A 25,812-nucleotide genomic window follows, 5' to 3' on the forward strand; every position below is an offset into this window, starting at 1 on the left:
CGCCTGCTCGCCGCGTTGGCCAAGCGCCCTGGCAGCTCCTTCCCCAAGCTCTCAACTTCGTTCGAGCAGGGGAGACCCCACTGGGGGACTTCCGGCCGCCTTGCGATCGCACGCACTGGACGACGCCCCTGGTGGGCAAACATCGCCGGTCACGGCACTAGGACCGACGACGGGGCTTGCCCCGCCTGCCGGTCTTGGGACCGCCGGAGCCGCTCCGCGGGCTCTTGCCGGCCGGCTTCCCGGCTGTGGACTTTCGCTGCGCGCCGCCTGTGTCAGGGCGCTTGTGCTGCTTCGGCTGTGCCGGGGTGGGGTTGCGCCCCCGCGAGCTGTTGACGGTCCGCCCGCGGACGATCCCGATGAAGTCCTCCACCAGGTCGGTGGTTTTTTCCTCCGGCCACGACAGTGCGACGCGCGACTCGGGGGCGTCCGTGAGCGGCCTGTACGTGAGGTCCTTGCGGTGGTGCAGGCGTGCGAGTGACTGAGGGACGACGAGGAGGCCCACCCCTGCCGCCACCAGCTCGATGGCGTCCGCCGTCGTGGCCGGACGCTCGATCGCGGGCCGGCCCGGCGGACGCTCCCAGTCGAGGGTGTCGTCGAGGGGATGCAGCACGACGTCGTCGGCCAGATCCGCTCCGGACACCTCGTCGACCGTCGCCACGATGTGGTCCTTCGGGACCACGACCACCGTCGTCTCGGTGTAGAGGGGGATCGCGCTGAGGTCCGTCCGGTCGATCGGCAACCGCACGAAACCTGCGTCGGCGCCGCCGCTCCGCAACAGGTCGGATGCTTCGACGGCGGCCACCGCGACGAGAGTCAGTGGGATGTCGGGCAGCCGCTCGTTCCAGATGCGCACCCACTTGGTCGGCGTCACGCCTGGGACGTACGCGAGCCGGAACGAGAGGGGTGCATCGGAGCCTGTCACTCCGCCAGGTTACCGGTCGTGGTCGGAGGTATCGCACACGCTCGCTACTCTTGACACCATGACGTCGCACCAGACCACCCAGACGATGAAGCCCGCAACCGCGGCAAAGAAGCTGGGTGTGTACCTCGAGGCCACCCCCGCCGAGTTCCAGGAGGGTGTCGTCTCGCGCAGCGAGCTCAATGCGCTGCAGGCCGATCCGCCCGAGTGGCTGCAGGAACTGCGGCGCAACGGACCGCACCCCCGCCCGGTGGTCGCGGCGAAGCTGGGCGTCTCCATCGCGGGTCTCGCACGTGGCGGAGTCACGGACGCCCTCACGACGGAGCAGATCGACGCGCTGAAGAAGGACCTCCCTGAGTGGCTGCAGAAGGAGCGCGCCACCCAGGCCGAGGTCCGGAAGGAAGCGGCGCGCATCAAGGAGAAGAAAGCGGAGCGAGCCGGTCAGCCCCAGCGACCGCGCTCCTGACCTGCTTCTCTCGAAGTTTGGACTCGACGACGCTGTCGGTGGTCCCCGCCCAACCGGGATGAGGATCACCGGCAGCGTCGTTTCTGTGAGCGCCACGTCCGTGGGGCAGGGCCGACGCTCCACAGGGCGGCTGCGCGACGACGCCGGTCGGCGCGCGCCTTCCGGCGTTCGTACCGATGGCTTCACGCTCACCCGGCGGCCCGGAGACGATTGCCGAAAACGAGTGGCAAGCAGTGATGTGCCCCACATGGTTGGTGCGCCCGTGATCCTGGCTGCCCTGCTCGCCGCCCGCGCCCGCAGCGCGTGAGTGACGGCTTCCCCGGAGACCTGCTCGCGAGGCCGGGCGCTGCTCAGTTCAGATGCACCGGCAGTGAGTCCACCCCGTAGACAACCGACAATTTACGGAACTCCAGTTCCTCCGGCCGCACCGCAAGGCGCAATTCCGGAAAACGGCCTACCAACTTGGGGAAGGCCGCGCGGAGTTCCATCTTGCCGAGTTCGGCGCCGATGCAGCGGTGGATGCCGTGTCCGAACGCCAGGTGGGACGAGGCGGGTGGGCGGGCCGGGTCGAACGTGTCCATCGCGGGGCCGAGACGCGGGTCGCGGTCGGCGGCGCTGAGGGAGACGATGACGATGTCGCCGCCGGATATGCGTGCGCTGCCGACCTCCATGTCCTCGCGGGCGAAGCGCGGAAAGGCCGTCTGGACGACCGTGAGGTGGCGCAGGAGTTCGTCGACGAAGGGGGCGGCGACCGCGGCCGGGTCGTCGGCGTTGCGCATCGCCGTGAGGTGCTTGCGGTCCTGGAGCATGACCAGAGTGCCGAGGGCGAGCATGCTCGCGGTCGTTTCCAGACCGCCGGTGAGGACGCCGTCGGCGAGGCCGGTGAGTTCCTCGTCGGTGACGCTGTCGCCGTGTTCGCGGATGAGCATGCCGAGCAGACCGTCGCCGGGGTTGCGGCGCTGCTGTTCGACCAGGCCGTGCAGGTACTCCCTGGACTGGGAGATCGCGCCGAAGGATGCGCCGACGCCGCCGAGAACATCGAAGCGGGCGACCGAGAACTGCTGGAAGGCGTCCCGTTCCTCGTAGGGAACGCCGAGGAGCTCGCAGATGACCAGGGCCGGGACCGGCAACGCGAAGTGCTCGACGAAGTCGACCCGCCCGTCGGTGTCTGCGGCCTTTGCCAGTTCGGCCAGGCATTCCTCGGCGATCGCGTGGATACGGGGCGTCAGACGGCTGAGGCGGCGCATCGTGAACTCGGGGGTGAGTAGCCGACGCAGGCGTGTGTGGTCGGGCGGGTCGCAGAAGCCCAGGCCGCCTGGCTGATGGTTCTCGGTGACACTCGTGTGGTTGACGAGGTTGGCGAAGTCGTTGCTGAAGGCGCGGGCGTGGCCGAGGACCTGCTTCGCCTCGTCGTAACCGGAGACCAGCCAGACCGTCATGCCGGGTATGGGCAGCCGACTGACCGGCTCCCGGTCGCGCAGCGCGCCGATCTCCACGACGGGGTCGAGGCCGTCACGGCGCAGCGGCAGCAGAGCGGCGTCGGGCAGCTTCGAGAGAATGGAGAGGTCGAGGCCGCGGCCCTTCTTCCGAAGCCGGGAGAAATAGAGACGGGTCACCCACGTCGCTATTGCGGAACGTGCGGAAGGTATGGACATGTACTCGTGCTCGCATCTGTGAGGTGGGACGGACGAGGCCGGTGCCGGTAACCGGTGCCAGGAGCCCAGCAGGAGGGTAAGCCCTGCCGGTCCGGAGGCCGGTAACCCCCATCGCGGTGCCGCCGACCAGGCACTGCGGGCCAAGGAGGCAGCGAGCGGTTGTCCATGGCCTGGATCGATGCGTTTCCGGTCCCTGCCGTGCGCCTGGCGGAGCATGAAGCCCGCGACTTCCGCTCAGCCGATCCTGCCGCCGATGCGGCCGTGCGAGCGGACGTCGAGGCACGCCTCGCTGGTGCAGGGCACCGCTGTGGGCGTCATGCCTGTACGACGGAGGCACCGGACGGTGCGCGGGCGGCAGCCTTCCCGCCGACTCGGGAGCCCTGGTGGCCACACCGGCGCGCGGGTGTGTCAAGAGCCGTGGCTGTCAGGTGGCGGCGGCCATCGCCCCCGCGTGTGCCGTCGTCATTCGCCTCGCCAGATGTTGTCGAAAGCCGCATCCTCGATGGCTCGCCGTTGCCGTACGGCCTCCAGTTCCATCAACGCGTCATTGACGGCGGCCAGCACTGTCACCACCGCGTCGTCGGCCGTGGTCGGGAAGTCCCCGGTCCACTCGTCACGGATCCCGATGGCTGCCGCAAGGGCGGCGAGGACGGGTTCGTCCGATGTCCAGCGGTTCGCCGCCGCGCGGCGGGCGGGCGAATCGACCAGCACCGTCCGACCGCTCCGGAAGGGCATCACGCGACGGGGCTGCCGAGTGAGCTGCCCCTCCGCCTCGAGCGCGGCCAGATAGGCTGCGGACAGGCCGCGACCTCTGCGCCACAGCCAGTCGTCGACCGATTCGTACGGCGCCTCTCGGATCAGCGACGCCGCAGCCTCGTCCAGCAGGTGATCGGCTATGGGGGGCCGGAGGCCCGGCACGATCCGATCGCCGTCCAGTCTGACGGCCTCGGCACCGAGGAGGTCGATCATCTCGGCTCCCGCGAGCGCGAGTGACAGGTCGCCCTGTTCCACAGGGCGACCTGGCGCCATGTCCATGACTGCGATCGAGAGGTCCCGCGGTGTGGTCATGAAGGGCTCCACGTCAGAGGCATCGGTAGCGAGGCGTCGCCGAGCAGCTGGTCCGGCACCCGATGTGACACCGGACGGCAAGGTCGGCTGCCGTTGTCGGTGGCCGCCGCGATCGCTGAGCGGATTTGCTGCGCGTAGCCGGCGGGCGGGAAGTCCGGCCGGTGCTGTCCATCGGGATCAGGTCACTGATGGTGTGGTCGGTGTATGGGGAAAGGACCTTCCTGCCCGTCGCCGAACATTCCCGATATCGAGCTTACGGAGCGAGGGCGGCAGCTGCATCCTGCGTCCGCCCCAGCATGCTGCCCCGACACCATGCTGCCCCGACCGCCGGCTGAAGCTTCGGCCGCGCCGGCTCTTCAGCGCTTCGGTCGGTACGTCCGAGTGACGTGGCCGGCCCCCTGAGCGGTAGTGCGCGCTTCGGTCCGCCACACCGGCCGACTGCCGCGCTCGGTCGCACCACCTGTGCCGAAGCACGCCGGCTGTCACCCACGCAGTTTCGCTGTCACCGGGACCCTTCCTCAGCCCAGTGTGATCCGGGCGGCGACCGGCAGGTGGTCGCTGCCGGTGGCGGGCAAGGTGTGGATGTGGGCGACGGTCGCCGAGCGGGCCATGACCTGGTCGATCCGGGCCAGCGGGAAGGCGGCGGGGAAGCTGAAGGCGAAGCCGCGTTCCGCTACGTTCATCCGTGAGGCCAGCGGGGTCAGCCCACGGTCGTCGACCGTGCTGTTGAGGTCCCCCAGCAGGATCACCGTTGTCAGCTTCTCGGCGGCGACGGCTTTGCCCAGCAGGCGGGCGCTCTCGTCGCGCCAGGAGGATGCGAGGCCGCTCGCCCGGACGCGGACCGAGGGCAGGTGCGCGACGTACGCCGCGATCTCCCCGTGCTGCGGCGTGTGGACCACGGTCCGCAGCCCGCGATTCCAGGCCTCCGCGATTCCCTGGGGTTTGATGTCCAACAGCCGGGTGTCGGTCAGCGGATGCTTCGACCACAGTCCGACGGTGCCCCGGACCGCGTGGTACGGGTAGTCCGGGGCGAGGGTCTTCTCGTAGACCAGCAGCGCCGGGGGTACCAGCTCCTCCAGTGCGATGAGATCGGGCTCGGCGTCGGCCAGGGCGCGGGCCGTGCCTGCCGGGTCGGTGTTCTCGTCGCTGACGTTGTGCTGCACCACGACCAGGTCGTGCCCGCCGGGCTTCGCCCCGGGCAGGAGCAGCCCGCCGAAGAGGTGCATCCAGGCTGCCACGGGCATCAGCAGGGCCACCACCGCGGTGGCCGAACGGCGCAGCAGCGCCCCGCCGAGCAGCACCACGACCACCAGGCCGAGCCAAGGCAGGAACGCTTCCAGCAGACTGCCCAGGCGGCCCACGGAGTTGGGGACGGCCCGGTGGAACGCCAGCAGCCCGGCCGTCAGCACCGCGAGCGCGGCGATCGCCCGCCCCCGCGTCCAGGCCGACCGGACCCTCGCGTCCTCGCCTGGAGCGCGGCGCCCCGCCCGGCGCCGCGCCCACCGAGGCGCTGCTGCCTTCACCGTTGCACCGCTGTCCGCCCGCGCCTGCTCCACCATGGCTTCCCATCCACGTCCACGTGACCTTGCCCCCCAAGACGAGCGACCGGGTGAATCAGTTTCCTTATGTCCGCGGCACAGTGCCGCGGATGGTCGGGGCATTGCCCGACCCGCAACTTCCGGCCCCGAGGGTGGTCGGCGTCGATGAGTAGGCGACCCGCAAGGGTTGTGACTACGGGACCGTGGTGGACAGCGAGCCACGGCGGCCGGCGCACCTGCTGCCTGACCGGGAGGCTTCGACCTTGGCCGCATGGCTGGCCAACAGGCCAGGGACCGAGGTCGTATGCCGTGACTGCGCACCGTTCTTCGCGCAGGCGCGCCCGCAGGAGCGCCCCGGGCGGTGCAGGTGGCGGACCATTGGGATATGTGGCACAACCTGAGCGAAGCCGCCGAGCGGAGCGTCGCCCGGCGCCACGGCTTCCTGCGTGTCCTGGGCGGGCTACGACCGGGGGCAGCCACACATCGCCGCGCCCTGCGAGAGCTTTGCATAAACGTGCGACGATGCGTATAGTCATGCCATCGACGAGGAGGATTCCGATGGCGGTACGTGCAGCAGTGGCAGGGGCGAGCGGGTATGCCGGCGGGGAGCTGCTCCGTCTGCTGCTCGTTCACCCCGAGGTGGAGATCGGTGCTCTCACCGGCAATACCAACGCCGGCCAGAAGCTCGGCGCGCTGCAACCGCATCTGCGACCGCTCGCCGACCGGGTGCTCCAGCCGACCACGCCCGAGGTCCTCGCCGGGCACGACGTCGTTTTTCTCGCACTGCCGCACGGGCAGTCCGCCGCCGTCGCCGAGCAGCTCGGTGACGAGGTGCTCGTCGTCGACATGGGCGCCGACTTCCGGCTGAAGGACGCCGGTGACTGGGAGAAGTTCTACGGGTCGCCGCACGCCGGGACCTGGCCCTACGGTCTGCCCGAGCTTCCCGGTGCCCGCGCCGCGTTGGCGGGTGCCAAGCGGATCGCGGTGCCCGGCTGCTACCCGACGGCCGTCTCCCTCGCGCTGTTCCCGGCGTACGCGGCCCAGCTCGTCGAGCCCGAGGCCGTCGTCGTCGCCGCGTCCGGTACCTCCGGGGCGGGCAAGGCGGCCAAGCCACACCTGCTCGGCTCCGAGGTGATGGGCAACATGTCTCCGTACGGCGTCGGCGGTGTCCACCGGCACACGCCCGAGATGATCCAGAACCTCAGCGCGGCCGCCGGTGAGCCGGTCACGGTTTCCTTCACGCCGACCCTTGCGCCCATGCCCCGCGGCATCCTTGCCACGTGCAGCGCGAAGGCGAAGCCGGGCGTGACCGCCGAGTCCGTACGTACCGCCTATGACAAGGCCTTGGCGGACGAGCCGTTCGTCGACCTCCTTCCCGAGGGGCAGTGGCCCGCCACCGCGTCCGTGTACGGCTCCAACGCCGTGCAGATCCAGGTCGCGTACGACGAGGCAGCCGGCCGGATCGTCGTCATCAGCGCCATCGACAACCTTGCCAAGGGCACCGCGGGCGGCGCCCTGCAGAGCATGAACATCGCCCTCGGACTTCCCGAGGACACAGGTCTTTCCACGATCGGAGTGGCACCGTGAGCGTCACGGCAGCACAGGGGTTCTCGGCGGCGGGTATCGCCGCGGGAATCAAGGAGAGCGGTAACCCGGACCTGGCCCTCGTGGTCAACAACGGCCCGCGTCGCGCCGCCGCGGGAGTCTTCACCTCCAACCGCGTCAAGGCCGCCCCCGTCCTCTGGTCGGAGCAGGTCCTCAAGGGTGGCGAGGTCACCGCCGTCGTCCTCAACTCCGGTGGCGCCAACGCCTGTACGGGCCCGCAGGGCTTCCAGGACACGCACGCCACCGCAGAGAAGGCCGCCGAGGTTCTCATCGGTCACAGCGCCGGTGAGATCGCCGTCGCCTCGACCGGGCTGATCGGCACGCTGCTCCCGATGGACAAGCTGCTGCCCGGCATCGAGACCGCCGCCGCGGCGCTCAGCGAGCACGGCGGCGAGAAGGCCGCCATCGCCATCAAGACCACGGACACGGTCCACAAGACCGCCGTCGCGGGCGGCGAGGGCTGGACCGTCGGCGGCATGGCCAAGGGTGCGGGCATGCTCGCACCGGGGCTCGCCACGATGCTGGTCGTCCTCACCACCGACGCCGATGTCGACGCCGCCGGTCTCGACTCCGCCCTGCGCGCCGCGACCCGCACCACCTTCGACCGGGTCGACTCCGACGGCTGCATGTCGACGAACGACACCGTGCTGCTGCTGGCCTCCGGGGCCAGCGGGATCACCCCGGAGCAGGGCGAGTTCGCGGAGGCCGTACGGGTCGTCTGCGCCGACCTGGCCCGGCAGCTGATCGGCGACGCCGAGGGTGCCTCCAAGGACATCCGGATCGAGGTCATCAACGCGGCGACCGAGGACGACGCCGTCGAGGTGGGCCGTTCCATCGCGCGCAACAACCTCCTCAAGTGCGCCATCCACGGCGAGGACCCCAACTGGGGCCGGGTCCTCTCGGCGATCGGCACGACGAAGGCCGCCTTCGAGCCCGACCAGCTCAATGTCGCCATCAACGGCGTCTGGGTCTGCAAGAACGGCGGGGTCGGTGAGGACCGCGACCTCGTCGACATGCGCTACCGCGAGGTGAAGATCACCGCCGACCTCGCCGCAGGCACCGAGTCGGCCGTCATCTGGGCCAACGACCTCACCGCGGACTACGTCCACGAGAACAGCGCGTACAGCTCATGAGTGCCGCGAGGAAGCACACCGCACTGCCGAAGGCGCAGATCCTCATCGAGGCGCTGCCCTGGCTGACCCGGCACAACGGCAAGATCGTCGTCATCAAGTTCGGCGGCAACGCCATGATCGACGAGGAGCTGAAGGCGGCCTTCGCGCAGGACGTCGTCTTCCTGCGGCAGGCCGGCCTCAAGCCCGTTGTTGTGCACGGCGGCGGCCCGCAGATCAGTGCCCAGCTCGACAAGCAGGGCCTGGTCAGCGAGTTCAAGGCCGGGCTGCGTGTCACCACGCCCGAGGCGATGGACGTCGTACGGATGGTGCTGGCCGGACAGGTCCAGCGCGAGCTCGTCGGCCTGCTCAACCAGCACGGCCCGCTCGCCGTCGGCATGACCGGTGAGGACGCGCACACCATCACCGCCACCCAGCACCGGCCCACCATCGAGGGCGAGCTCGTTGACATCGGCCGGGTCGGCGAGATCACCGCCATCGACACCGGGGCCATCCAGGCGCTGCTGGACGACGGCCGGATCCCGGTCATCTCCTCCATCGCCCGCTCCGCCGACGACAACCATGTCTACAACGTCAACGCCGACACCGCGGCCGCCGCACTCGCCGCCGCGCTGAACGCCGAGACGCTGATGGTCCTCACCGACGTCGAGGGTCTCTACGAGGACTGGCCCAACAGCGACGACGTGATCAGCCGGCTCACCGCCGGCGAGCTGGAGAAGCTGCTGCCGGAGCTGTCCAGCGGCATGGTGCCGAAGATGCAGGGCTGTCTGCACGCCGTGCGCAACGGCGTCGAGACCGCCCGTGTCATCGACGGCCGGGTCCAGCACTCGATCCTGCTGGAGATCTTCACCGACGAGGGAATCGGCACGATGGTCGTGCCCGACGCACAGCCAGGAACAGTCGCACAGTCAGGGACGGAGGGGGAAGCATGACCAGCGCCGAGCTTTCACAGCGGTGGCAGGGCTCGCTCATGGACAACTACGGCACCCCGCAGCTCTCCCTGGTCCGCGGCGAAGGCGCCCGCGTGTGGGACGCCGACGGCACCGAGTACCTCGACTTCGTCGGCGGCATCGCGGTGAACGCGCTGGGCCACGCCCACCCCGCCGTCGTCGAGGCCGTCTCCGCCCAGATCGCCTCCCTCGGGCATGTTTCCAACCTCTTCATCGCCGAACCGCCTGTCGCCCTCGCCGAGCGGCTCCTGCACCTTTTCGGACGGACCGGCCGGGTCTACTTCTCCAACTCGGGCGCCGAGGCCAACGAGGCCGCCTTCAAGATCGGCCGGCTGACCGGGCGGACCCATATGGTCGCCACCGACGGCGGCTTCCACGGCCGGACCATGGGGGCCCTCGCCCTCACCGGCCAGCCCGGGAAGCGCGAGCCGTTCCTTCCGCTGCCCGGCGACGTCACACATGTCCCGTACGGAGATGCGGAAGCCCTCCGCGCCGCAGTGACCACCGAGACCGCGCTGGTGATCATCGAACCCATCCAGGGCGAGAACGGTGTGGTCGTCCCGCCCAAGGGCTACCTGGAGGCCGCCCGGGAGATCACCCGGGCCACCGGCACCCTGCTCGTTCTCGACGAGGTGCAGACCGGTATCGGCCGGTGCGGCCACTGGTTCGAGCACCAGGCCCACCAGAGCATCGAGCCCGACATCGTCACCCTCGCCAAGGGTCTGGGCGGTGGGCTGCCGATCGGCGCCACCGTCGCCTTCGGTGCCACGGCCGACCTGCTGAAGCCGGGTCAGCACGGCACGACGTTCGGCGGCAACCCGATCGCCTGCGCTGCCGGTCTCGCCGTGCTGGACACCCTTGCCGCCGATGGCGCCCTGGATCGGGTGAAGCGGCTCGGCGAGCGGATCCGGGAGGGTGTCGAGGGGCTGGGGCACCCATTGGTCTCCCGCGTCCGCGGCTCCGGACTGCTCCTGGGTATCGTGCTCACCGAGCCCCTCGCACCTCAGGTGCAGCAGGCGGCTCAGGGAGCCGGACTCCTGGTGAACGCGCCCGCCCCCGATGTCGTACGGCTGATGCCGCCGCTGATCATCGGTGACGCGGAGGTGGACGCGTTCCTCGAGGCACTGCCCGGCGCTCTCGACGCGGCACACGGGGACGGACCATCCGGAGAGAAGCGCTCCGGAGAATGAGGCGACGACGATGACCGAGGCGCAGGAATCCGAGTACGGCGGGCAGTCCGTGCCGCAGACCCGCACGGCACGCCACCGCCGGATCGTGGACATCCTGAACCGGCTGCCGGTGCGCTCGCAGAGCCAGCTGGCCAAACTCCTCGCCGACGACGGCCTGAGCGTCACCCAGGCGACGCTCTCCCGCGATCTGGACGAGCTGGGTGCGGTGAAGATCCGTAACACCGGCGGCGAGCTGATCTACGCGGTGCCGAGCGAGGGCGGTTTCCGTACCCCGCAGGCGCCGCTCGGCGAGTCCGCCAAGGAGGAACGGATGCGGCGCCTCTCCGCCGAACTGCTCATTTCGGCGGAGGCGTCGGCCAACCTCGTGGTGCTGCGTACGCCTCCGGGCGCGGCCCAGTTCCTGGCCTCGGCCATCGACCAGGCCGAGCTGCAGGACATCCTCGGCACGATCGCGGGCGACGACACGTTGATGCTGATCAGCCGTGACCCGGCGGGCGGTCAGGCACTCGCCGACCATCTGCTGCGGCTGGCGCAGAACGGCCGCTGAGCCCGCGCGGGCTTTCCGGATCGGGACGGACCCCGAGGGTCTGGACCGACCCGGGACAGGGGCCCCGGGGCGCCCGACGGCTCATCCCGTGGCGGGCATGCCAGGCAGCGGGAGCGGCAGCCCGGGAAGGCCGTCGATGCTGGTGGCGACGTGCTCCTTCTTCTCGAAGTACTCGCTGAGCGAGGTGTCGTCCTCGCGGGCGAAGCGCTGGGCGTGGAGCGGCCGGTCCTCGTCGTAGGACATGAAAGGCACGGCGTATCCGCAGGTGTCCCGGATCAGCTCGGCCGTCACTACGATGATCGCGCGCAGCCCGTGCGGTGCGGGGTCGACGCCGGGGAAGTGGGCGAGCAGGCCGGTGAACCGCGGGTCGTCACGGAAGACGGGCTCGCCGCGGCCGTGCACCCGCACGATGTTCGGCGGTCCCTGGAAGGCACACCACATGAGGGTGATGCGGCCGTTCTCGCGGAGATGCGCCACGGTCTCCGCATTGCTCCCGGCGAAGTCCAGATAAGCAACGGTCCGCTCGTCGACGACCGCGAAGGAGCCGCTGACGCCCTTGGGGGAGAGGTTGACCGTGCCGTTCCCGTCGAGGGGCGCGGTCGCCGTGAAGAAGATGTGCTGCTCTTCGATGAAGGTCCTGAGCCGTCTGTCGATACGTTCGTACGTCTTTCCCATGAGGTGATTATCGGCGTCAATGCGGCGCCGGGCAGGGGCATTTCAGCCGGTGGGACGCCGCTGGCGGACCGTCGCGCGGAGGTGGGCTCGCAACAGCCGCTCCGCCGCCACACGCAGCGCACGCGGTCGGTCCGCCCCGGTCCTGACGAGCAGCCACTCGCGCGGTATCCGGTCGGCGTCCGGCAGCAGAGCCTGCGTCACCGCCCGGACGACGGCGGGTGACGGGTCGTCGAGGAGGGGCCGCAGCTGCTCGTACCGCACCGCGTCGAGCGCGCGCAGGCCGGTGACGGCATGGACGCGGACTGCGGGCACAGGGTGCGTCACCAGTGACCACAGTGCCGGGGCGTCCTCCCTGGTGCCGCACTCGCCGAGCCCGGCGGGGGCCGCGGGACGGGCGGCCGGGTCGGCACACATCGACCGGTAGAGGGGAAGCGGATCGATGCCGCCCTGTCGCAGTACATAGCGGGCACAGACCCGTACGACCCCGGACCGGTCGGCGAGGAACACCGCCGCCTCGCCGGCGTTCACCAGCATCTTTGACAAATCATACGGAGGACTGCATAGTTATGCCTATCAGGGATTGCGCCGTAAGGAGAAACCCGTGACCGAGCGCGTCGCGCTCGCCTACTCGGGCGACACGTTCGACCAGTCCAAGGCGCAGGGCTTCACCGAGATCTTCGGCCTCTCGTCGAAGATCGCCGCGAAGCGTGACCTGGCCTGACGCCGACCCGTTTACGTCACCGCCTCCCCGTTCCTCCACGGCGGGGAGGCGGTCGCACATCCACCCCCTGGCATTTCCGAGGAGCACGCAGTGAGCAACGGCACCGGCAACAGCGACGTACGCCTCTGGGGCGGCCGTTTCGCCGACGGCCCGGCCGAGGCGCTGGCCAAGCTGTCCGCCTCCGTCCACTTCGACTGGCGGCTCGCGCCGTACGACATCGCCGGCTCCCGCGCCCACGCGGGTGTCCTCAACAAGGCGGGCCTGCTCACCGCGGACGAACTGGCCCGCATGATCGCCGGTCTCGACCAGCTCGAAGCCGATGTCGCCGACGGCTCCTTCACCGGCACCATCGCCGACGAGGACGTCCACACCGCGCTGGAGCGCGGTTTGCTGGAGCGTCTCGGCAAGGACCTCGGCGGCAAGCTGCGCGCCGGCCGGTCCCGCAACGACCAGGTCGCCACGCTCTTCCGGATGTACCTGCGCGACCACGCCCGGATCATCGGCGGTCTGATCGCCGAGCTCCAGGATGCCCTGGTCGGTCTCGCCGAGGCGCATGCGGACGTCGCCATGCCGGGCCGTACACATCTGCAGCACGCCCAGCCCGTCCTTTTCGCCCACCACGTCCTGGCCCATGTGCAGTCCCTGTCCCGGGACGCCGAGCGGCTGCGGCAGTGGGACGAGCGCACGGCCGTCTCCCCGTACGGCTCCGGCGCACTCGCCGGTTCGTCCCTGGGGCTCGACCCGGAGGCGGTCGCCGCCGACCTCGGCTTCGAGCACGGTTCCGTCGCCAACTCCATCGACGGCACGGCCTCCCGTGACTTCGTCGCCGAGTTCGCGTTCATCACGGCGATGATCGGCGTCAACCTCTCCCGGATCGCGGAGGAGGTCATCATCTGGAACACGAAGGAGTTTTCCTTCGTCACCCTGCACGACGCCTTCTCCACCGGCTCGTCGATCATGCCGCAGAAGAAGAACCCGGACATCGCCGAGCTGGCCCGCGGCAAGTCCGGTCGGCTCATCGGCAACCTGACGGGCCTGATGGCCACGTTGAAGGCCCTCCCGCTCGCGTACAACCGCGACCTCCAGGAGGACAAGGAACCGGTCTTCGACTCCTGCGACCAGCTCGAGGTCCTGCTGCCCGCCTTCACCGGCATGATGGCCACGCTCACCGTCAACCGCGAGCGGATGGAGGAGCTCGCACCGGCCGGCTTCTCGCTCGCCACGGACATCGCCGAATGGCTGGTCAAGCAGGGCGTCCCGTTCCGTGTCGCGCACGAGGTCGCCGGCGAATGCGTCAAGGAGTGCGAGCAGCAGGGCATCGAACTCGACGAACTCACCGACGCGCAGTTCGCGAAGATCTCCGAGCACCTCACCCCCGAGGTCCGCACGGTCCTCAACGTGCCGGGCGCGCTGGCCTCCCGCAACGGACGCGGCGGTACGGCCCCGTCGGCCGTCGCCGTACAGCTGGCAGAGGTCAAGGCCGACCTCGCCGTCCAGCACGCATGGGCGACCGCGAAGAGCTGACAGCAGCCCGGGCGCAGGCGACGAGGCGGGGAGCGGTCGTGCGCTCCCCGCCTCGTCGCGTCCGCACGCATGGGCGACCGAACGGCGACGCGGGGGTCCGGGGTGTGGCCGACCACCACGTCACCGTGGTGACGGTGAGGACGCCGACACCCGCACTCGCCGGGCCGGTCTGCTCCCGCGGGTGCTCATCCGGCTGAAACTCCCGGACGACATGGAAGCCGACCTGCCGGCCGGCCTCGACCAGGTCTGCGCAGGTCCGAGGGGCGAGGCCCTGGCCGGACCGGCCCGCTCCCGGCCGGCGAGGGCCCGATCGGCCGAATCCCGCGGCTGGACGCGCGTGAATCCGGCTGCGTTACGTTGGCGGGGAGCACCCCATCGACGAGGAGCCACGATGCCCTTCGGACGCCTGGCCTCGGCCACGACCCCGACCGCCCATATCGGGCTCGGCCTGGCCGCGGTCGGCAGGCCCGGCTACATCAATCTCCACCGCGACCGGGACCTGCCCGAGGACCGGAGCGTCGACGCCCTGCGCGAGCGCACCCATGAACTGCTCGACGCCGCCTACGCCCAGGGCGTCCGCTACTTCGACGCCGCCCGCTCCTACGGCCGCTCCGAGGAGTTCCTCGGCGCCTGGCTGGCCGCTCGTCCCGAGGCACGTGATGTCGTCATCGGCAGCAAGTGGGGCTACACCTACACCGCCGACTGGAGCATCGACGCCGAGGCGCACGAGGTCAAGGACCACAGCCTCGCCACGTTCGAGCGGCAGCGCGCCGAGACCGAGGCGCTGCTCGGCGACCGGCTCGATCTCTACCAGATCCACTCCGTGACCGCCGACAGCCCGGCCCTCACCGACAAGGAACTCCACGCGCGGCTCGCCGAACTCGCGGCCGGCGGAGTCAGCGTCGGACTCTCCACCAGCGGCCCCGCCCAGGCGGACGCCATCCGTGCCGCGCTCACCGTCAGGGTCGACGGCGAACCCCTCTTCCGTACTGTCCAGGCCACCTTCAACGCCCTGGAGACCTCGGCCGGTCCTGCGCTCGCCGAGGCGCACGAGGCCGGGCTGACCGTGATCGTCAAGGAAGCCATGGCCAACGGACGCCTCGCCGGAACGGATGCCCCGGCGATCGTCCAGGAGATCGCGGCCGAGGCGGGCCTCGGAAGCGACGCGGTCGCGCTCGCGCTGGTACTGCACCAGCCGTGGGCCGGTGTCGTGCTCTCCGGCGCGGCGACGGTCACCCAGCTCGTCGGCAACCTGCACGCCCCGCTCCTCGGCCTCGACGAGGAGCGGCGGTCCCAGCTCGACGCGCTGGTCGAGGAGCCCGAGGCGTACTGGCGCCACCGCGCCGCGCTGCCCTGGAGCTGATCGGCGGCGTACCTGCCGATTCCTTGATCACCGGCCGTGTTGTCACATCGGCGCCGTTGGATGCGTCAATGCTGTGACGGCACGCGACGGAGGAATGGGTCTGTGGACGAGAACGAGTTTCTGGCAGCACGCTTCGAGGAGAACCGGACCCATCTGAAGGCCGTGGCCTACCGGATGCTCGGCTCGCTGAGCGAGGCGGAGGACGCCGTCCAGGAAGCGTGGATCCGGCTCAGCCGCTCCGACGACCGGCAGATCGACAACCTGGGCGGCTGGCTGACCACGGTCGTCGGCCGGGTCTGCCTGGACATGCTGCGCTCCCGCCGGTCCCGGCGGGAGGAGCCTCTGGAGGCACAGACACCCGACGGGCACACCCCCGATCCGGTCCTCGGCCCGCGGCCCGGCAGCGACCCCGAGCAGCAGGCGCTGATCGCCGACTCGGTCGGGCTTGCACTGCTCGTGGTGCTGGAGACGCTGGACCCCGCCGAGCGGCTGGCGTTCGTGCTGCACGACATGTTCGCGGTGCCGTTCGCCGAGATCGGGCGCATTGTGGACCGCACCCCGGCCGCGGCCCGCCAGCTCGCCAGCCGGGCGCGGCGCCGGGTCCAGGGCGTGGACCCGGCGCCCGACCCCGATCTCAACCGCAGGCGAGAGGTCGTCGAGGCGTTCCTGGCCGCCGCCCGGGGCGGCGACTTCGACGCACTCGTCGCCGTGCTCGACCCGGACGTGGTGGCACGGTCCGACGGCGGCGCGGGTGGCGCGGGTGCCCCATCGCTGGTACGCGGAGCCGCGTCGGTGGCCCGCCAGGCGATCATGTTCGCGCCCTTCGCCCGGTCTTCGCAGATGGCTCTCGTCGACGGGGCCCTCGCGGTCATCTCGACCCGCGAGGGACAGCGGTTCTCGGTCATGCGGTTCACGATCGAGCGGGGCAGGGTCACCGAGCTGTACGTGATCAACGACCCTGCCCGGCTTCCGGAGCTGGATCTGACCGTGCTCAACGACTGAGACCGGCCGGCGGCGGACCGGGGCTCAGTTCTCGTCCCGGTCCGCCGCCCACTGGGCGAGCGCGTCGAAGTCGGCGCGCTCCAGCCCGATCCGCGGATCGATCTGGAGCAGCAGCGACCGGTCCGGTCCCCGGCGGGCGATCCACGCCCGGTCCCGCTCGGTTATTTCGTCGTCGACCCACGCGAACGGCCGCCCGGCCACGTACTCCATGACGTACTGCGTCTTCCAGAGCGTCCCGTCCGGGGCGCTGCCGTGCATCGCCGGCCAGTCGATGTACGGCAGCGGCGGCAGTCCGAGATGCGGGCCGATCCACTCGTTGGCCTCGTCCTCCCAGGTCGTCGCCCAGACCAGGGTGTACCGGTCGGCGAGCGCCAGCAGCTCCGCCCCGTGCGCCAGGTTGAGCAGGACGGGCAGTGCGGGCCCCTCGGTCCACCCCGTCGGCCGCATCCGGTGTCTCGTATATCCGGCGGGGGTGTGACGGCGTGACAGTGCCGCGTACGGATTGAGCGGACCGTCGATGTCGATCAGCAGCAGCGGCTTCATGGCGCCATGGTCCCGCCTCCTGGCAGGGAGGGGCGACGCATTATTCAATGAGACATTCTTGTCTCGTATGGGTTAGTGTCGTCTCATGAGACTTGACCGTGAGCAGGTGCTGCGCAGCGCCGCCGCTCTGCTGACCCGTAAATCGACCGCCACCATGGACGAGGTCGCCCGGGCGGCGGGCATCGGGCGCGCCACCTTGCACCGGCACTTCGCCGGACGGGACGCCCTGGTCAGAGCATTGGAGAACCTGGGGATCCAGGAGTTCGAAGCGGCCCTGGACGCCGCCGCGCTCGACGAGGGAACCTCGGAGGAGGCGCTGCGCCGGCTGATCGCGGCCGTTGAACCGAGCGCCGGACTGCTGTCCTTCCTCGTCACGGAGAACCAGCTCTTCGAGGGCGAAGAGGTGAACGACGGCTGGAACCGGACGGACGCACGGGTCTCCGCCTTCTTCCGGCGCGGTCAGGAGCGCGGCGAGTTCAGGATCGACCTGACCCCGGCCTGGCTGACCGAGGCCCTCTACGGACTCGTCTCCACCGGTGCCTGGGCTGTCCAGGTGGGCCGGGTTGCCGGACAGGACTTCCAGTACATGATCGTCGAGTTGCTGCTCGGCGGGGCACGCCGGAGCGTTGAGCAATGACCAGCATCGACCAGCACGAGGAGACGTCGGACGAGCTGCGTCGCCCCGGGCGGTGGATCGCGCTGGCCGTCCTCGTCCTCGCCGTGCTGCTGGTGGCCGTCGACGCCACGGTCCTCGGTCTGGCGACACCGTTCCTCACCGAGGATCTACAGCCGACCGGCACCCAGCTCCTCTGGATCGGCGATGTCTACTCGTTCGTCATCGCCGGACTCCTGGTCTCCATGGGCAGCCTCGGTGACCGCATCGGCCGCAAGAAGCTGCTGCTGAGCGGCGCCACCGCGTTCGGTGCGGTCTCCGTGCTGAACGCGTACGCGAGCAGCCCCGAGATGATGATCCTGGCGCGAGCGCTGCTCGGGGTCGCCGGCGCCACCCTGATGCCGTCCACCCTCGCCCTGATCCGCAACCTCTTCAACGACCCGCGCGAGCGCAGCTTCGCCATCGGCATCTGGGGGGCCATGGCATCGGCGGGCGCGGCCGTGGGTCCCGTCGTCGGAGGATTCCTGCTCCAGCATTTCTGGTGGGGCTCGGTCTTCCTGATCAATCTGCCGGTGATGGTGGTCCTCGTGGTCGTCGGCATCCGCATGATCCCGGAGTCGAAGAACCCGGCGCCCGGCCCCTGGGACCTGGTCAGTGTCGCGCTCTCCCTGATCGGCATGATCGGTGTCGTGTACGCGATCAAGGAGCTGGCCGCGCACGGGGCGAGCTGGGAGGTCGCGGTCTCCGGCATCGGCGGTGCGGGCGCACTGTACCGGTTCGTCCACAGGCAGCTGAGGCTTCCCGAGCCGCTGCTGGACATGCGGCTCTTCCACCACCGGGGCTTCTCGGGCGCGGTCCTCGCCGACCTGCTCACCATCCTCGGCCTGTCCGGGCTCGTCTTCTTCCTCTCCCAGTTCCTGCAACTGGTCCAGGGGCGCGGACCGCTGGAGGCCGGGCTCGCCGAACTGCCCGCAGCCGTCGGCGCGGTTGCCTGCGGCCTGGTCGCAGGTATGACCGCCCGCCGCTTCTCGGTCCGGTCCGTGGTTTCCGCCGGACTGGCGGCGGTCGGCGTCGCACTCGCCGCCGTCACCTTCGTCCACCAGGAGACCGGCTATCCGCTGATCGGTCTGCTGCTGCTGGTCGTCGGCATCGGCGCGGGCTTCGCCTTCACCGTGACCTCCGACGTGATCCTCTCCAGCGTCCCGAAGGAGCACGCGGGCTCCGCGTCCGCGGTCTCCGAGACGGCGTACGAGCTCGGCGCGGCCCTGGGTATCGCTCTGCTCGGCTCCATCGTCACCGGCGTCTACCAGGACTTCGTCACCCCGAACGGCGTCCCGGCCGAGACCGCCGCGGCCGCCCACGAGTCACTGGGCGGCGCGGTCGAAGCGGCCCACGGCCTGCCGGAGGCGCAGGGGAACGCCCTGGTCTCCGCGGCGCAGGACGCGTTCGTCGACGGGCTGCACATCGCCGCGGGCGTCGGCGCTGTGGTCCTGCTGGCGACGGCCGTCGCCTCCTGGTTCCTGCTGCGCGGCCAGGCGCTGGAGGAGGAGATCGAACACCCTTAGAGCCTGTCGGGTGACCTCTGATCGGGCGGCCACGCCCTGGCACGCACGCTTCCGGCGTTGCCGAAATGCCCTGGTAGCTCCGCTACAAGGCCATCCCGGCGCCTTGGAATCGCACGCACCATGCCGCGTCCGCTCTCCGATCGAAGGTCACCCGACAGGCTCTTAGACCGACCGGTCTCAGCGACATCCTGGACCCGTCCTTCCACGGCCATTCGGGTTGTCCCGACATACGGAAGGGCCCGTACCGCCGAATGCGGTACGGGCCCTTCCGTATGTCGGATCAGGCGGCCTTCGCCTTCGTCGCATACATGTCGACGTACTCCTGGCCCGACAGTCGCATCACCTCGGCCATCACGGAGTCCGTCACCGCCCGCAGGACATAGCGGTCGCGGTCCATGCCCTCGTACCGGGAGAACTCCATCTGCTCGCCGAAGCGGACCGTCACCTTGCCGGGACGGGGCAGACCGGCACCACCGGGCTGCAGCTTGTCCGTGCCGATCATCGCGAACGGCACTACCGGTGCGCCCGTCATCAGCGTCAGCCGGGCGATGCCCGTACGACCGCGGTAGAGGCGGCCGTCGGGGGAGCGGGTGCCCTCCGGGTAGATGGCGAACGCCTTGCCCTCCTCCAGCACCCGACGGCCCGTCATCAGCGCCGCGACACCGCCGCGTCCGCCGTCCCGGTCCACCGGGATCATGCCGCAGCCGGTGAAGAACCAGGCCATCAGCCGGCCCTTGAGGCCCTTGCCCGTCACGTACTCGTCCTTGCCGATGTAGAACACCGGCCGGTCGCAGCAGATCGGCATGATCATCGAGTCGATGAACGTCAGATGGTTGCCCGCGAGGATCACCGGACCGTCGCCCGGAATGTTCTCCACGCCCTCCACCTGGGGGCGGAACATCAGGCGCAAGATCGGTCCGAGCACTGCCTTGATGAGTGCGTGTCGGGACAACGGTTCCTCCGGTGTAGTGGCCGGCCGGCCGAGGCGCGGGATCGTGACGGTCCATGCAGGTGAGGACGATACTCGCGGGTACTCGCTGATCGCACATCGGGTTCATCGAGTCGACACGCAGTGTTGATGTGTGTTTCCGCCATGTTCGTCCGTGAGCTGCCGTCCCGACGGTGTGGCTGCCTACGATCGGGCCTCGCTCGACGGTGCCACACATCACATAAGAGGGAGCATTCATGACAGAGCGTGCGCAGGCGAACCCCGGTCGCCGGACCGTCCTGGGAGCGGGAGCGGCCGTACTCGGCGCGGCCGCGCTCGGACTTCCCGGCACGGCGGAGGCCACCGAGCGGTCCGGTGGCCACGGCGGCGACCACGGCAGCCGGCTGGACCTTCCCGTGCCGACCGTCATCGGCCACCGCGGCGCGAGCGGCTACCGACCCGAGCACACCCTCGGCTCGTACCAGCTGGCCCTCGACATGGGCGCGCACATCATCGAGCAGGACCTGGTCCCCACCAAGGACGGCCATCTCGTCTGCCGCCACGAGAACGACATCACCGCCACGACCGATGTATCGGCCCACCCCGAGTTCGCCGGCCGCAGGACCACGAAGAAGGTCGACGGGGTCTCCCTGACCGGCTGGTTCACCGAGGACTTCACCCTCGCCGAGCTGAAGACGCTGCGCGCCAAGGAGCGCATCCCGGGCAACCGCCAGAAGAACACCCTCTACGACGGCCGCTGGGATGTCCCCACCTTCGAAGAGGTGCTCCAGTGGGCCGACCGCGAGGGCCGCAGGCGCGGCAAGCAGATCTGGCTGTACGTCGAGACCAAGCACCCCACCTACTTCCGCGGCCTCGGGCTCGGCCTGGAGGAGCCGCTCGCCAAGCTGCTGCGCCGCTACAACCGCCACCGCGCGCAGTCGCCGCTGATCCTCCAGTCCTTCGAACCCAGCAGCATCCAGCGGCTGTCGAAGCTCGTCGCCTCCCCGCGCGTCGTCCTGCTCTCCGGCGCCGGATCGCGGCCCTGGGACTTCGTCGCGACCGGCGACCCGCGCACGGTCGACGACCTCGTGACGCCCGCGGGGCTGGAGTGGATGGCGTCCTTCGCACAGGGCATAGGCCCCACGCTGGACCTGATCATTCCCAAGGACGCGTCGGGCCGGCTCACCACGCCGACCTCCCTCGTGCAGGACGCGCACGAGCAGGGCCTGATCCTGCACCCGTACACGATGCGCAACGAGAACTCCTTCCTGCCCGCCGACTTCCGTCGCGGCACCGACCCCAATGCGTACGGCGACGCCTTCGGCGCGTTCCGGACGTACTTCGCGACCGGTATCGACGGGATCTTCTCCGACAACCCGGACACCGCCCTGCTCGCCGCTGAGGACTTCACGAAGAACTGACATATCGCCCCGCGTCAGCACCCGGCCGACCATGCCCCGGTCGGGTGATGCGCCCCGCGGACGGCAACCGCCCGTCCGCTGCGGCACGTTGGGTGAGGCATGACGCTTCCCGCAGACGCCCCCGCCGCCGTCGTGCGCGCCCTGTACCCCCTCGTCAGCGCCGAGGCGACGGCCGAGGCCGGCTGCGCGGCAGCCGGCGCGGCCGTCGAACCCGCCGATCTCGAACAGACCGTCTGGCTGCGGCTGCTGGAACTGCTCGCGGACCGGACGCCGCCGGCCGACCCGGCCCGCTGGGTCCGCGACACCGTACGGGAGGAGGCGCGCCGCGCCCGCCGTACCGCACGGCGCGAACGTCCGTACGCCGATGGGACCGTCCCGGATCCGGCCGACTGCCCCGAGCGGTCCGCGGTCGGCGCCGACGAACGCCGCGCGCTGCACGCCGCGGTGGAGCGGCTGCCCGGACGGTGCGCGAGCCTGCTGGCGGCGATGCTGGCCCCGAGCGATTCCACGTACAAGGAAATCGCAGGGAAGTTGGGTATGTCACAAGGCAGTTTGGGGCCGATCCGTTCCCGATGCCTTGGATGTCTGCGCAGAATGCTCGCGGCGGAGGTTGTCGTTCCTGAACTGCGGGGATAGGAGCAGGGGACAACCGGTGGACCAGGTGAGCGGGAGGCATGCACACATGGGCATGAGTGTGATCATCTCGGCGGCGACCGCGGAGGACGCCGAACAGATACTGAAGCTCCAGTACCTCTGTTTTCAGAGCGAGGCGGAGCTCTACGGGAATTACCGTATCGACCCGCTGGTGCAGACCCTCGACTCGGTCCGTGACGAAGTGACCGAAAACCTGGTGTTCGTGGCACGGCTCGGTGACGAAGTCGTCGGCTCGGTACGCGGATCCACCGATCCGGACGGCACCGGAGAGATAGGGAAGCTCTGTGTGCACCCCCGGCTCCAGGGACACGGGCTCGGCGCCCGGCTGCTGAACGCCGCGGAGTCCGCACTCGCCGACCAGCGGTCGGCCACCCGGTTCCGGCTGCACACCGGGCACCGCAGCGAAACCAATCTGCGGCTCTACCGGCGAGCGGGTTACGCCCCTGTGGGCAGCGCCACCGGTCAGGACGGGGTCCGGCTGATCCTTCTGGAGAAGGACGCCGCCGAACAGGCCTACGTCGCCAGCGCCTAGGGACCCTGGGCGCGCGGGCGTTACGCGTTCTTCGCGCGACGCAGCCAGATCATCCCGGTGACCGGCAGGATCACCGGGATGAACAGGTAGTCCCTGCCGAGGTACGACCAGACGGTGGCGTCAGCGAAGGCGGACGGCTCGACCAGCGTCCACGTGCCGACGATCAGTACGCCCGCGAGCTCGGCGGCGCAGCACACCAGCGCCGTCCTTCGCGCCTTCTCGCCGCCGCGCACCAGCGAGTACGTGATGAAGCCGTACACCAGCGCGGCGATGGCCGACAGCACATAGGCGAGCGGCGCTCTGCCGAAGTCCAGGATCATCTGGACGATCGCGCGGGAGGCGGCGGCCACGGTGAACACCCCGTAGAACCAGACCAGTACGCGGCCCGGTCCGGTGCCCAGCTGGAAGCCGGTCTTCTCGCCGGCGGCGCGGCGATCGGTGTCGGTCACGTCAGCTTCCCCAGATGTCGTAGAGCCGTACTTCCAGGACGGCCAGTACGACCGCGCCCGCCGCCACCGTCACCGAACCCCACCGGGTCCGCTCGGTCAGCGACAGGAAACCCGCTGCGGGCACGGCCGCGAAGGCGCCGATCAGATAACAGATGAAGATCGTCATGCCCTGCTCCGGCCGCTCGCCCCGGGCCAGCAGCACGATGCCCACCACCAACTGGGCCAGCGCCAGCAGCGACACCACGGCCATTCCGATGAAGTGCCAGTCCTTGGTCGGCTGGTCCCGGTAGGCGGCGAAACCGCACCAGGCGGCGAGGGCAAGCGCGGCCACGGCGACCGCGACCGTCAGGGCGACAAGCATGAGGCGAGGGTATTACGGACCGGACGGCGTCCCGCGTGCGCCCCCGCGCCCGGGCCGGACCGGTGCGGATGCGCGTGCGGATCCGCACCCTGGCGCTGCTTCCGGCGGCAGGGATCAAGGCCGTGGCCTTCGCCACAACGCACGACAAATGCGGGCCGCGCGCCGATCGGTTCCCACCGCCCCGTCCTCGTATCGTCGCAGGTCACGGGCGGTGTCACCGGGATCGCGGCCGTTCGGTGCGGCGGTCCGCGGACTGACCAGAAGTGTCCGCTATTCGGACACGCGGGCTCGGCGGAACGGGACGTCTGTTTTACTTGCCCCATGACCACGACGAGCAGCCGCATCCTTGCGACCGAGGCGATCACCACGCCCGGTGCTCGTTGTATGTGTCGAATGCGCGCCTTCTGAGGGCCCCCGCCTGAGCCTCGCGCCCCGAAGCGAGACCGAGCCCCTGCCGTCCGCACCCAGCGGAACGAGCCTGCCCCCGCATGCGCTGCCCCCCGGTCACCCGCCGCCCGCAGCCCTGCCGAGACCCACCACGGGCCCGAACATCCGAGTCCGAACAGTCTCATCGGACGAACGCCCCGTGCCCGGCGGACACCGCGCCGCGCACTCGACAGTGACGGAAACCCTGTGATCACCACTACGGGCCTCACGAAGGTCTACCAGTCGCGCGGCCGTGAGGTCACCGCCCTGGACGGCGTCGACCTGCACGTCCGCGAGGGCGAGGTGTACGGCGTCATCGGACAGAGCGGCGCCGGCAAATCCTCCCTGATCCGCTGCGTCAACCTGCTCGAACACCCCACCTCCGGCACCGTGACCGTGGCCGGCCAGGACCTCACCGCCCTCGCGGGCCGGGGCCGCCGGGCCGGCAAGGGGCTGCGTGAGGCGCGCAGCCGCATCGGCATGGTCTTCCAGCATTTCAACCTGCTGGCCTCGCGCAACGTCCAGGACAACATCGAGCTGCCGCTCGAGATCCTCGGCGTGCAGGGCCGGGAGCGCACCCGCAAGGCCCTCGAACTCCTCGACCTGGTCGGCCTCGCCGACAAGGCGAAGGCGTACCCCGGCCAGCTCTCCGGCGGTCAGAAGCAGCGCGTCGGCATCGCCCGCGCCCTTGCCGGGGATCCCAAGGTGCTGCTCTCCGACGAGGCGACCTCCGCCCTCGACCCCGAGACCACCCGCTCCATCCTGCAGCTGCTGCGCGACCTCAACCAGCAGCTCGGCCTGACCGTCCTGCTGATCACGCACGAGATGGACGTCGTCAAGACGATCTGCGACTCGGCCGCGCTCATGCAGAAGGGGCGCATCGTCGAGTCCGGCACCGTCGGCGAACTGCTCGCCACCCCCGGATCCGAACTGGCCCACGAGCTGTTCCCCGTCGGGGGTACGGCCTCCGGACCCGACCGCACGGTCGTCGACGTCACCTTCCACGGCGAGGCGGCGTCCCAGCCGGTGATCTCCCAGCTCTCCCGTACGTACAACATCGACATCTCGATCCTGGGCGCCGCGATGGACACCGTCGGCGGCAACCAGATCGGCCGGATGCGGATCGAGCTGCCCGGCCGCTTCGAGGAGAACGTCGTACCCATCGGCTTCCTGCGCGAGCAGGGCCTGCAGGCCGAGGTCGTGGACACGGCCGCCGCCGACATCCCCGTACGGACTCCCGCCCCGCTCACCCAGACCCCGCTCGTCAAGGAGGTGGCCAAGTGACCTGGTCCGAAATGCAGCCGCTGCTGTCCCAGGGAACCGTCGACACCCTCTACATGGTGCTGTGGTCCGCGCTCGTCACCGTCCTCGTCGGACTGCCCCTCGGCGTGCTGCTGGTCCTCACCGACAAGGGCGGACTGCTCCAGAACACCGTGGTGAACAAGGTCATCGGCGTGATCGTGAACATCGGCCGCTCGCTGCCGTTCATCATCCTGCTGATCGCCCTGATCCCCTTCACCACCTGGGTCGTCGGCACCTTCATCGGCCCGACCGCGATGATCGTGCCGCTCGCCGTCGGCGCCATCCCGTTCTTCGCCCGGCTCGTCGAGACATCGATCCGCGAGGTCGACCACGGACTCGTCGAGGCCGTCCAGTCGATGGGCGGATCCATCCCGACGATCGTCCGCAAGGTCCTGCTGCCGCAGGCCCTGCCGTCGCTCGTCTCCGGGATCACCACCACCGTCATCGTGCTCATCGGGTACTCCGCGATGGCCGGCGCGGTCGGCGGCGAAGGGCTCGGCTCCAAGGCTGTCACCTACGGATTCCAGCGCTTCGACAACCGCTTCATGCTCATCACCGTCGCGCTGCTCATCGTCATCGTTACCGCGGTCCAGCTGATCGGCGACATCGCCGTACGCCTGCTGGCCCGCCGGGGCCGCACCGCCTCCTGAGACTTTCTCTCCGCT

26 protein-coding genes are annotated in these 25,812 nt (G+C 70.0%); 16 read left to right on the plus strand and 10 right to left on the minus strand.

Annotation, left to right across the window (positions count from 1 at the left end):
• Positions 1–157 precede the first annotated feature (157 nt).
• Complete coding sequence (locus tag OH809_RS34010; protein WP_406417777.1) at positions 158–922, minus strand: LysR family substrate-binding domain-containing protein; 765 nt, start codon at positions 920–922, stop codon at positions 158–160.
• A gap of 58 nt (positions 923–980) precedes the next feature.
• On the opposite strand from OH809_RS34010, the gene OH809_RS34015 reads away from it, so the two are divergent.
• Complete coding sequence (locus OH809_RS34015; protein ID WP_406417775.1) at positions 981–1,385, plus strand: DUF5997 family protein; 405 nt, start codon at positions 981–983, stop codon at positions 1,383–1,385.
• Positions 1,386–1,735: 350 nt separating this feature from the next.
• Here the strand turns inward: OH809_RS34015 and OH809_RS34020 are convergent, their stop codons facing one another.
• The 3 genes from OH809_RS34020 to OH809_RS34030 all read right to left on the minus strand — a co-directional run bounded on the left by OH809_RS34020 (position 1,736) and on the right by OH809_RS34030 (position 5,667).
• Positions 1,736–3,040: a cytochrome P450 gene (locus OH809_RS34020; protein ID WP_406417773.1), complete on the minus strand. Its 1,305-nt coding sequence runs from the start codon at positions 3,038–3,040 to the stop codon at positions 1,736–1,738.
• Between the two features lie 462 nt (positions 3,041–3,502).
• Positions 3,503–4,108 (minus strand): GPP34 family phosphoprotein, encoded by a 606-nt coding sequence (locus OH809_RS34025; RefSeq protein ID WP_406417772.1) that lies wholly within the window; start codon positions 4,106–4,108, stop codon positions 3,503–3,505.
• Between the two features lie 518 nt (positions 4,109–4,626).
• Positions 4,627–5,667 carry an endonuclease/exonuclease/phosphatase family protein gene (locus tag OH809_RS34030; RefSeq protein WP_406417770.1) on the minus strand — a complete coding sequence of 347 codons (1,041 nt, stop codon included), beginning with the start codon at positions 5,665–5,667 and terminating at the stop codon, positions 4,627–4,629.
• A 537-nt stretch (positions 5,668–6,204) separates the two neighbouring features.
• On the opposite strand from OH809_RS34030, the gene argC reads away from it, so the two are divergent.
• From argC to OH809_RS34055, 5 genes are read left to right on the plus strand one after another with little or no spacing between them, the layout of a single operon-like run.
• The gene (gene argC / locus OH809_RS34035; RefSeq protein ID WP_406417769.1) at positions 6,205–7,233 is read left to right on the plus strand and encodes an N-acetyl-gamma-glutamyl-phosphate reductase; all 1,029 of its coding nucleotides are present in this window, start codon (positions 6,205–6,207) and stop codon (positions 7,231–7,233) included.
• Positions 7,230–8,384 carry a bifunctional glutamate N-acetyltransferase/amino-acid acetyltransferase ArgJ gene (argJ, locus tag OH809_RS34040; protein ID WP_266987792.1) on the plus strand — a complete coding sequence of 385 codons (1,155 nt, stop codon included), beginning with the start codon at positions 7,230–7,232 and terminating at the stop codon, positions 8,382–8,384. The genes argC and argJ overlap by 4 nt, the downstream gene beginning before the upstream one ends.
• On the plus strand, positions 8,381–9,313 hold the full coding sequence (argB, locus tag OH809_RS34045; RefSeq protein ID WP_406417767.1) for an acetylglutamate kinase: 933 nt from the start codon (positions 8,381–8,383) through the stop codon (positions 9,311–9,313). The genes argJ and argB overlap by 4 nt, the downstream gene beginning before the upstream one ends.
• Positions 9,310–10,521, plus strand: a complete 1,212-nt coding sequence (locus tag OH809_RS34050) for an acetylornithine transaminase (protein ID WP_406417766.1) — start codon at positions 9,310–9,312, stop codon at positions 10,519–10,521. The genes argB and OH809_RS34050 overlap by 4 nt, the downstream gene beginning before the upstream one ends.
• Before the next feature lie 10 nt (positions 10,522–10,531).
• Positions 10,532–11,068: an arginine repressor gene (locus OH809_RS34055; protein ID WP_037698928.1), complete on the plus strand. Its 537-nt coding sequence runs from the start codon at positions 10,532–10,534 to the stop codon at positions 11,066–11,068.
• Positions 11,069–11,149: 81 nt separating this feature from the next.
• Here OH809_RS34055 and OH809_RS34060 read toward each other — a convergent pair whose 3' ends face one another.
• Positions 11,150–11,743, minus strand: coding sequence for a pyridoxamine 5'-phosphate oxidase family protein (locus tag OH809_RS34060; RefSeq protein WP_406417764.1), 594 nt, complete (start codon positions 11,741–11,743; stop codon positions 11,150–11,152).
• Positions 11,744–11,785: 42 nt separating this feature from the next.
• Positions 11,786–12,277: a HEAT repeat domain-containing protein gene (locus OH809_RS34065; protein WP_406417763.1), complete on the minus strand. Its 492-nt coding sequence runs from the start codon at positions 12,275–12,277 to the stop codon at positions 11,786–11,788.
• A gap of 277 nt (positions 12,278–12,554) precedes the next feature.
• Here OH809_RS34065 and argH point away from each other — a divergent pair, with 277 nt between their 5' ends.
• From argH to sigJ, 3 genes are all read left to right on the plus strand, one after another.
• Positions 12,555–13,988: an argininosuccinate lyase gene (gene argH, locus OH809_RS34070; RefSeq protein ID WP_406417761.1), complete on the plus strand. Its 1,434-nt coding sequence runs from the start codon at positions 12,555–12,557 to the stop codon at positions 13,986–13,988.
• 391 nt (positions 13,989–14,379) lie between these two features.
• Positions 14,380–15,351, plus strand: a complete 972-nt coding sequence (locus OH809_RS34075; RefSeq protein ID WP_406417759.1) for an aldo/keto reductase — start codon at positions 14,380–14,382, stop codon at positions 15,349–15,351.
• Between the two features lie 102 nt (positions 15,352–15,453).
• Complete coding sequence (gene sigJ / locus OH809_RS34080) at positions 15,454–16,353, plus strand: RNA polymerase sigma factor SigJ (RefSeq protein WP_406417758.1); 900 nt, start codon at positions 15,454–15,456, stop codon at positions 16,351–16,353.
• Positions 16,354–16,377: 24 nt separating this feature from the next.
• On the opposite strand, the gene OH809_RS34085 is transcribed toward sigJ, so the two are convergent.
• A complete protein-coding gene (locus OH809_RS34085) occupies positions 16,378–16,896 on the minus strand; it encodes an HAD domain-containing protein (RefSeq protein WP_406417756.1) in 519 nt (172 codons plus the stop codon).
• Between the two features lie 85 nt (positions 16,897–16,981).
• Between OH809_RS34085 and OH809_RS34090 the strand changes: the two genes are divergently transcribed.
• Both OH809_RS34090 and OH809_RS34095 read left to right on the plus strand, forming a co-directional pair.
• Positions 16,982–17,533: a TetR/AcrR family transcriptional regulator gene (locus tag OH809_RS34090; RefSeq protein ID WP_406417755.1), complete on the plus strand. Its 552-nt coding sequence runs from the start codon at positions 16,982–16,984 to the stop codon at positions 17,531–17,533.
• The gene (locus OH809_RS34095) at positions 17,530–19,074 is read left to right on the plus strand and encodes an MFS transporter (RefSeq protein ID WP_406417753.1); all 1,545 of its coding nucleotides are present in this window, start codon (positions 17,530–17,532) and stop codon (positions 19,072–19,074) included. Before OH809_RS34090 ends, OH809_RS34095 begins: the two co-directional genes overlap by 4 nt.
• 280 nt (positions 19,075–19,354) lie before the next feature.
• Here the strand turns inward: OH809_RS34095 and OH809_RS34100 are convergent, their stop codons facing one another.
• The gene (locus OH809_RS34100) at positions 19,355–20,026 is read right to left on the minus strand and encodes a 1-acyl-sn-glycerol-3-phosphate acyltransferase (RefSeq protein ID WP_266987816.1); all 672 of its coding nucleotides are present in this window, start codon (positions 20,024–20,026) and stop codon (positions 19,355–19,357) included.
• Positions 20,027–20,259: 233 nt separating this feature from the next.
• On the opposite strand from OH809_RS34100, the gene OH809_RS34105 reads away from it, so the two are divergent.
• The 3 genes from OH809_RS34105 to OH809_RS34115 all read left to right on the plus strand — a co-directional run bounded on the left by OH809_RS34105 (position 20,260) and on the right by OH809_RS34115 (position 22,609).
• Complete coding sequence (locus OH809_RS34105) at positions 20,260–21,423, plus strand: glycerophosphodiester phosphodiesterase (RefSeq protein ID WP_406417750.1); 1,164 nt, start codon at positions 20,260–20,262, stop codon at positions 21,421–21,423.
• 99 nt (positions 21,424–21,522) lie between these two features.
• Positions 21,523–22,059, plus strand: a complete 537-nt coding sequence (locus OH809_RS34110) for a sigma-70 family RNA polymerase sigma factor (RefSeq protein WP_406417749.1) — start codon at positions 21,523–21,525, stop codon at positions 22,057–22,059.
• 46 nt (positions 22,060–22,105) lie between these two features.
• Complete coding sequence (locus OH809_RS34115; protein WP_406417747.1) at positions 22,106–22,609, plus strand: GNAT family N-acetyltransferase; 504 nt, start codon at positions 22,106–22,108, stop codon at positions 22,607–22,609.
• A gap of 20 nt (positions 22,610–22,629) precedes the next feature.
• On the opposite strand, the gene OH809_RS34120 is transcribed toward OH809_RS34115, so the two are convergent.
• Entirely contained in the window at positions 22,630–23,058 is a 429-nt protein-coding gene (locus OH809_RS34120) for a hypothetical protein (protein ID WP_406417745.1), read from the minus strand.
• Between the two features lies 1 nt (position 23,059).
• The gene (locus OH809_RS34125) at positions 23,060–23,419 is read right to left on the minus strand and encodes a hypothetical protein (RefSeq protein WP_266987826.1); all 360 of its coding nucleotides are present in this window, start codon (positions 23,417–23,419) and stop codon (positions 23,060–23,062) included.
• A gap of 633 nt (positions 23,420–24,052) precedes the next feature.
• Between OH809_RS34125 and OH809_RS34130 the strand changes: the two genes are divergently transcribed.
• Together OH809_RS34130 and OH809_RS34135 are read left to right on the plus strand one after the other, a co-directional pair.
• Positions 24,053–25,129 carry a methionine ABC transporter ATP-binding protein gene (locus tag OH809_RS34130; protein WP_406417743.1) on the plus strand — a complete coding sequence of 359 codons (1,077 nt, stop codon included), beginning with the start codon at positions 24,053–24,055 and terminating at the stop codon, positions 25,127–25,129.
• Positions 25,126–25,797, plus strand: coding sequence for a methionine ABC transporter permease (locus tag OH809_RS34135; RefSeq protein WP_398956667.1), 672 nt, complete (start codon positions 25,126–25,128; stop codon positions 25,795–25,797). Before OH809_RS34130 ends, OH809_RS34135 begins: the two co-directional genes overlap by 4 nt.
• Positions 25,798–25,812: the final 15 nt, after the last annotated feature.

Source organism: Streptomyces sp. NBC_00873 (assembly GCF_045207415.1).
Taxonomy (GTDB): Bacteria; Actinomycetota; Actinomycetes; order Streptomycetales; family Streptomycetaceae; genus Streptomyces.

Coding starts and splice junctions, on each gene's coding strand:
- OH809_RS34015 (WP_406417775.1), top strand. CDS start 981: ATGACGTCGCACCAGACCACCCAGACGATGAAGCCCGCAACCGCGGCA.
- OH809_RS34020 (WP_406417773.1), bottom strand. CDS start 3,040: ATGTCCATACCTTCCGCACGTTCCGCAATAGCGACGTGGGTGACCCGT.
- OH809_RS34025 (WP_406417772.1), bottom strand. CDS start 4,108: ATGACCACACCGCGGGACCTCTCGATCGCAGTCATGGACATGGCGCCA.
- OH809_RS34030 (WP_406417770.1), bottom strand. CDS start 5,667: ATGGTGGAGCAGGCGCGGGCGGACAGCGGTGCAACGGTGAAGGCAGCA.
- argC (WP_406417769.1), top strand. CDS start 6,205: ATGGCGGTACGTGCAGCAGTGGCAGGGGCGAGCGGGTATGCCGGCGGG.
- argB (WP_406417767.1), top strand. CDS start 8,381: ATGAGTGCCGCGAGGAAGCACACCGCACTGCCGAAGGCGCAGATCCTC.
- OH809_RS34050 (WP_406417766.1), top strand. CDS start 9,310: ATGACCAGCGCCGAGCTTTCACAGCGGTGGCAGGGCTCGCTCATGGAC.
- OH809_RS34055 (WP_037698928.1), top strand. CDS start 10,532: ATGACCGAGGCGCAGGAATCCGAGTACGGCGGGCAGTCCGTGCCGCAG.
- OH809_RS34060 (WP_406417764.1), bottom strand. CDS start 11,743: ATGGGAAAGACGTACGAACGTATCGACAGACGGCTCAGGACCTTCATC.
- OH809_RS34065 (WP_406417763.1), bottom strand. CDS start 12,277: ATGCTGGTGAACGCCGGCGAGGCGGCGGTGTTCCTCGCCGACCGGTCC.
- OH809_RS34075 (WP_406417759.1), top strand. CDS start 14,380: ATGCCCTTCGGACGCCTGGCCTCGGCCACGACCCCGACCGCCCATATC.
- OH809_RS34085 (WP_406417756.1), bottom strand. CDS start 16,896: ATGAAGCCGCTGCTGCTGATCGACATCGACGGTCCGCTCAATCCGTAC.
- OH809_RS34090 (WP_406417755.1), top strand. CDS start 16,982: ATGAGACTTGACCGTGAGCAGGTGCTGCGCAGCGCCGCCGCTCTGCTG.
- OH809_RS34095 (WP_406417753.1), top strand. CDS start 17,530: ATGACCAGCATCGACCAGCACGAGGAGACGTCGGACGAGCTGCGTCGC.
- OH809_RS34105 (WP_406417750.1), top strand. CDS start 20,260: ATGACAGAGCGTGCGCAGGCGAACCCCGGTCGCCGGACCGTCCTGGGA.
- OH809_RS34110 (WP_406417749.1), top strand. CDS start 21,523: ATGACGCTTCCCGCAGACGCCCCCGCCGCCGTCGTGCGCGCCCTGTAC.
- OH809_RS34115 (WP_406417747.1), top strand. CDS start 22,106: ATGGGCATGAGTGTGATCATCTCGGCGGCGACCGCGGAGGACGCCGAA.
- OH809_RS34125 (WP_266987826.1), bottom strand. CDS start 23,419: ATGCTTGTCGCCCTGACGGTCGCGGTCGCCGTGGCCGCGCTTGCCCTC.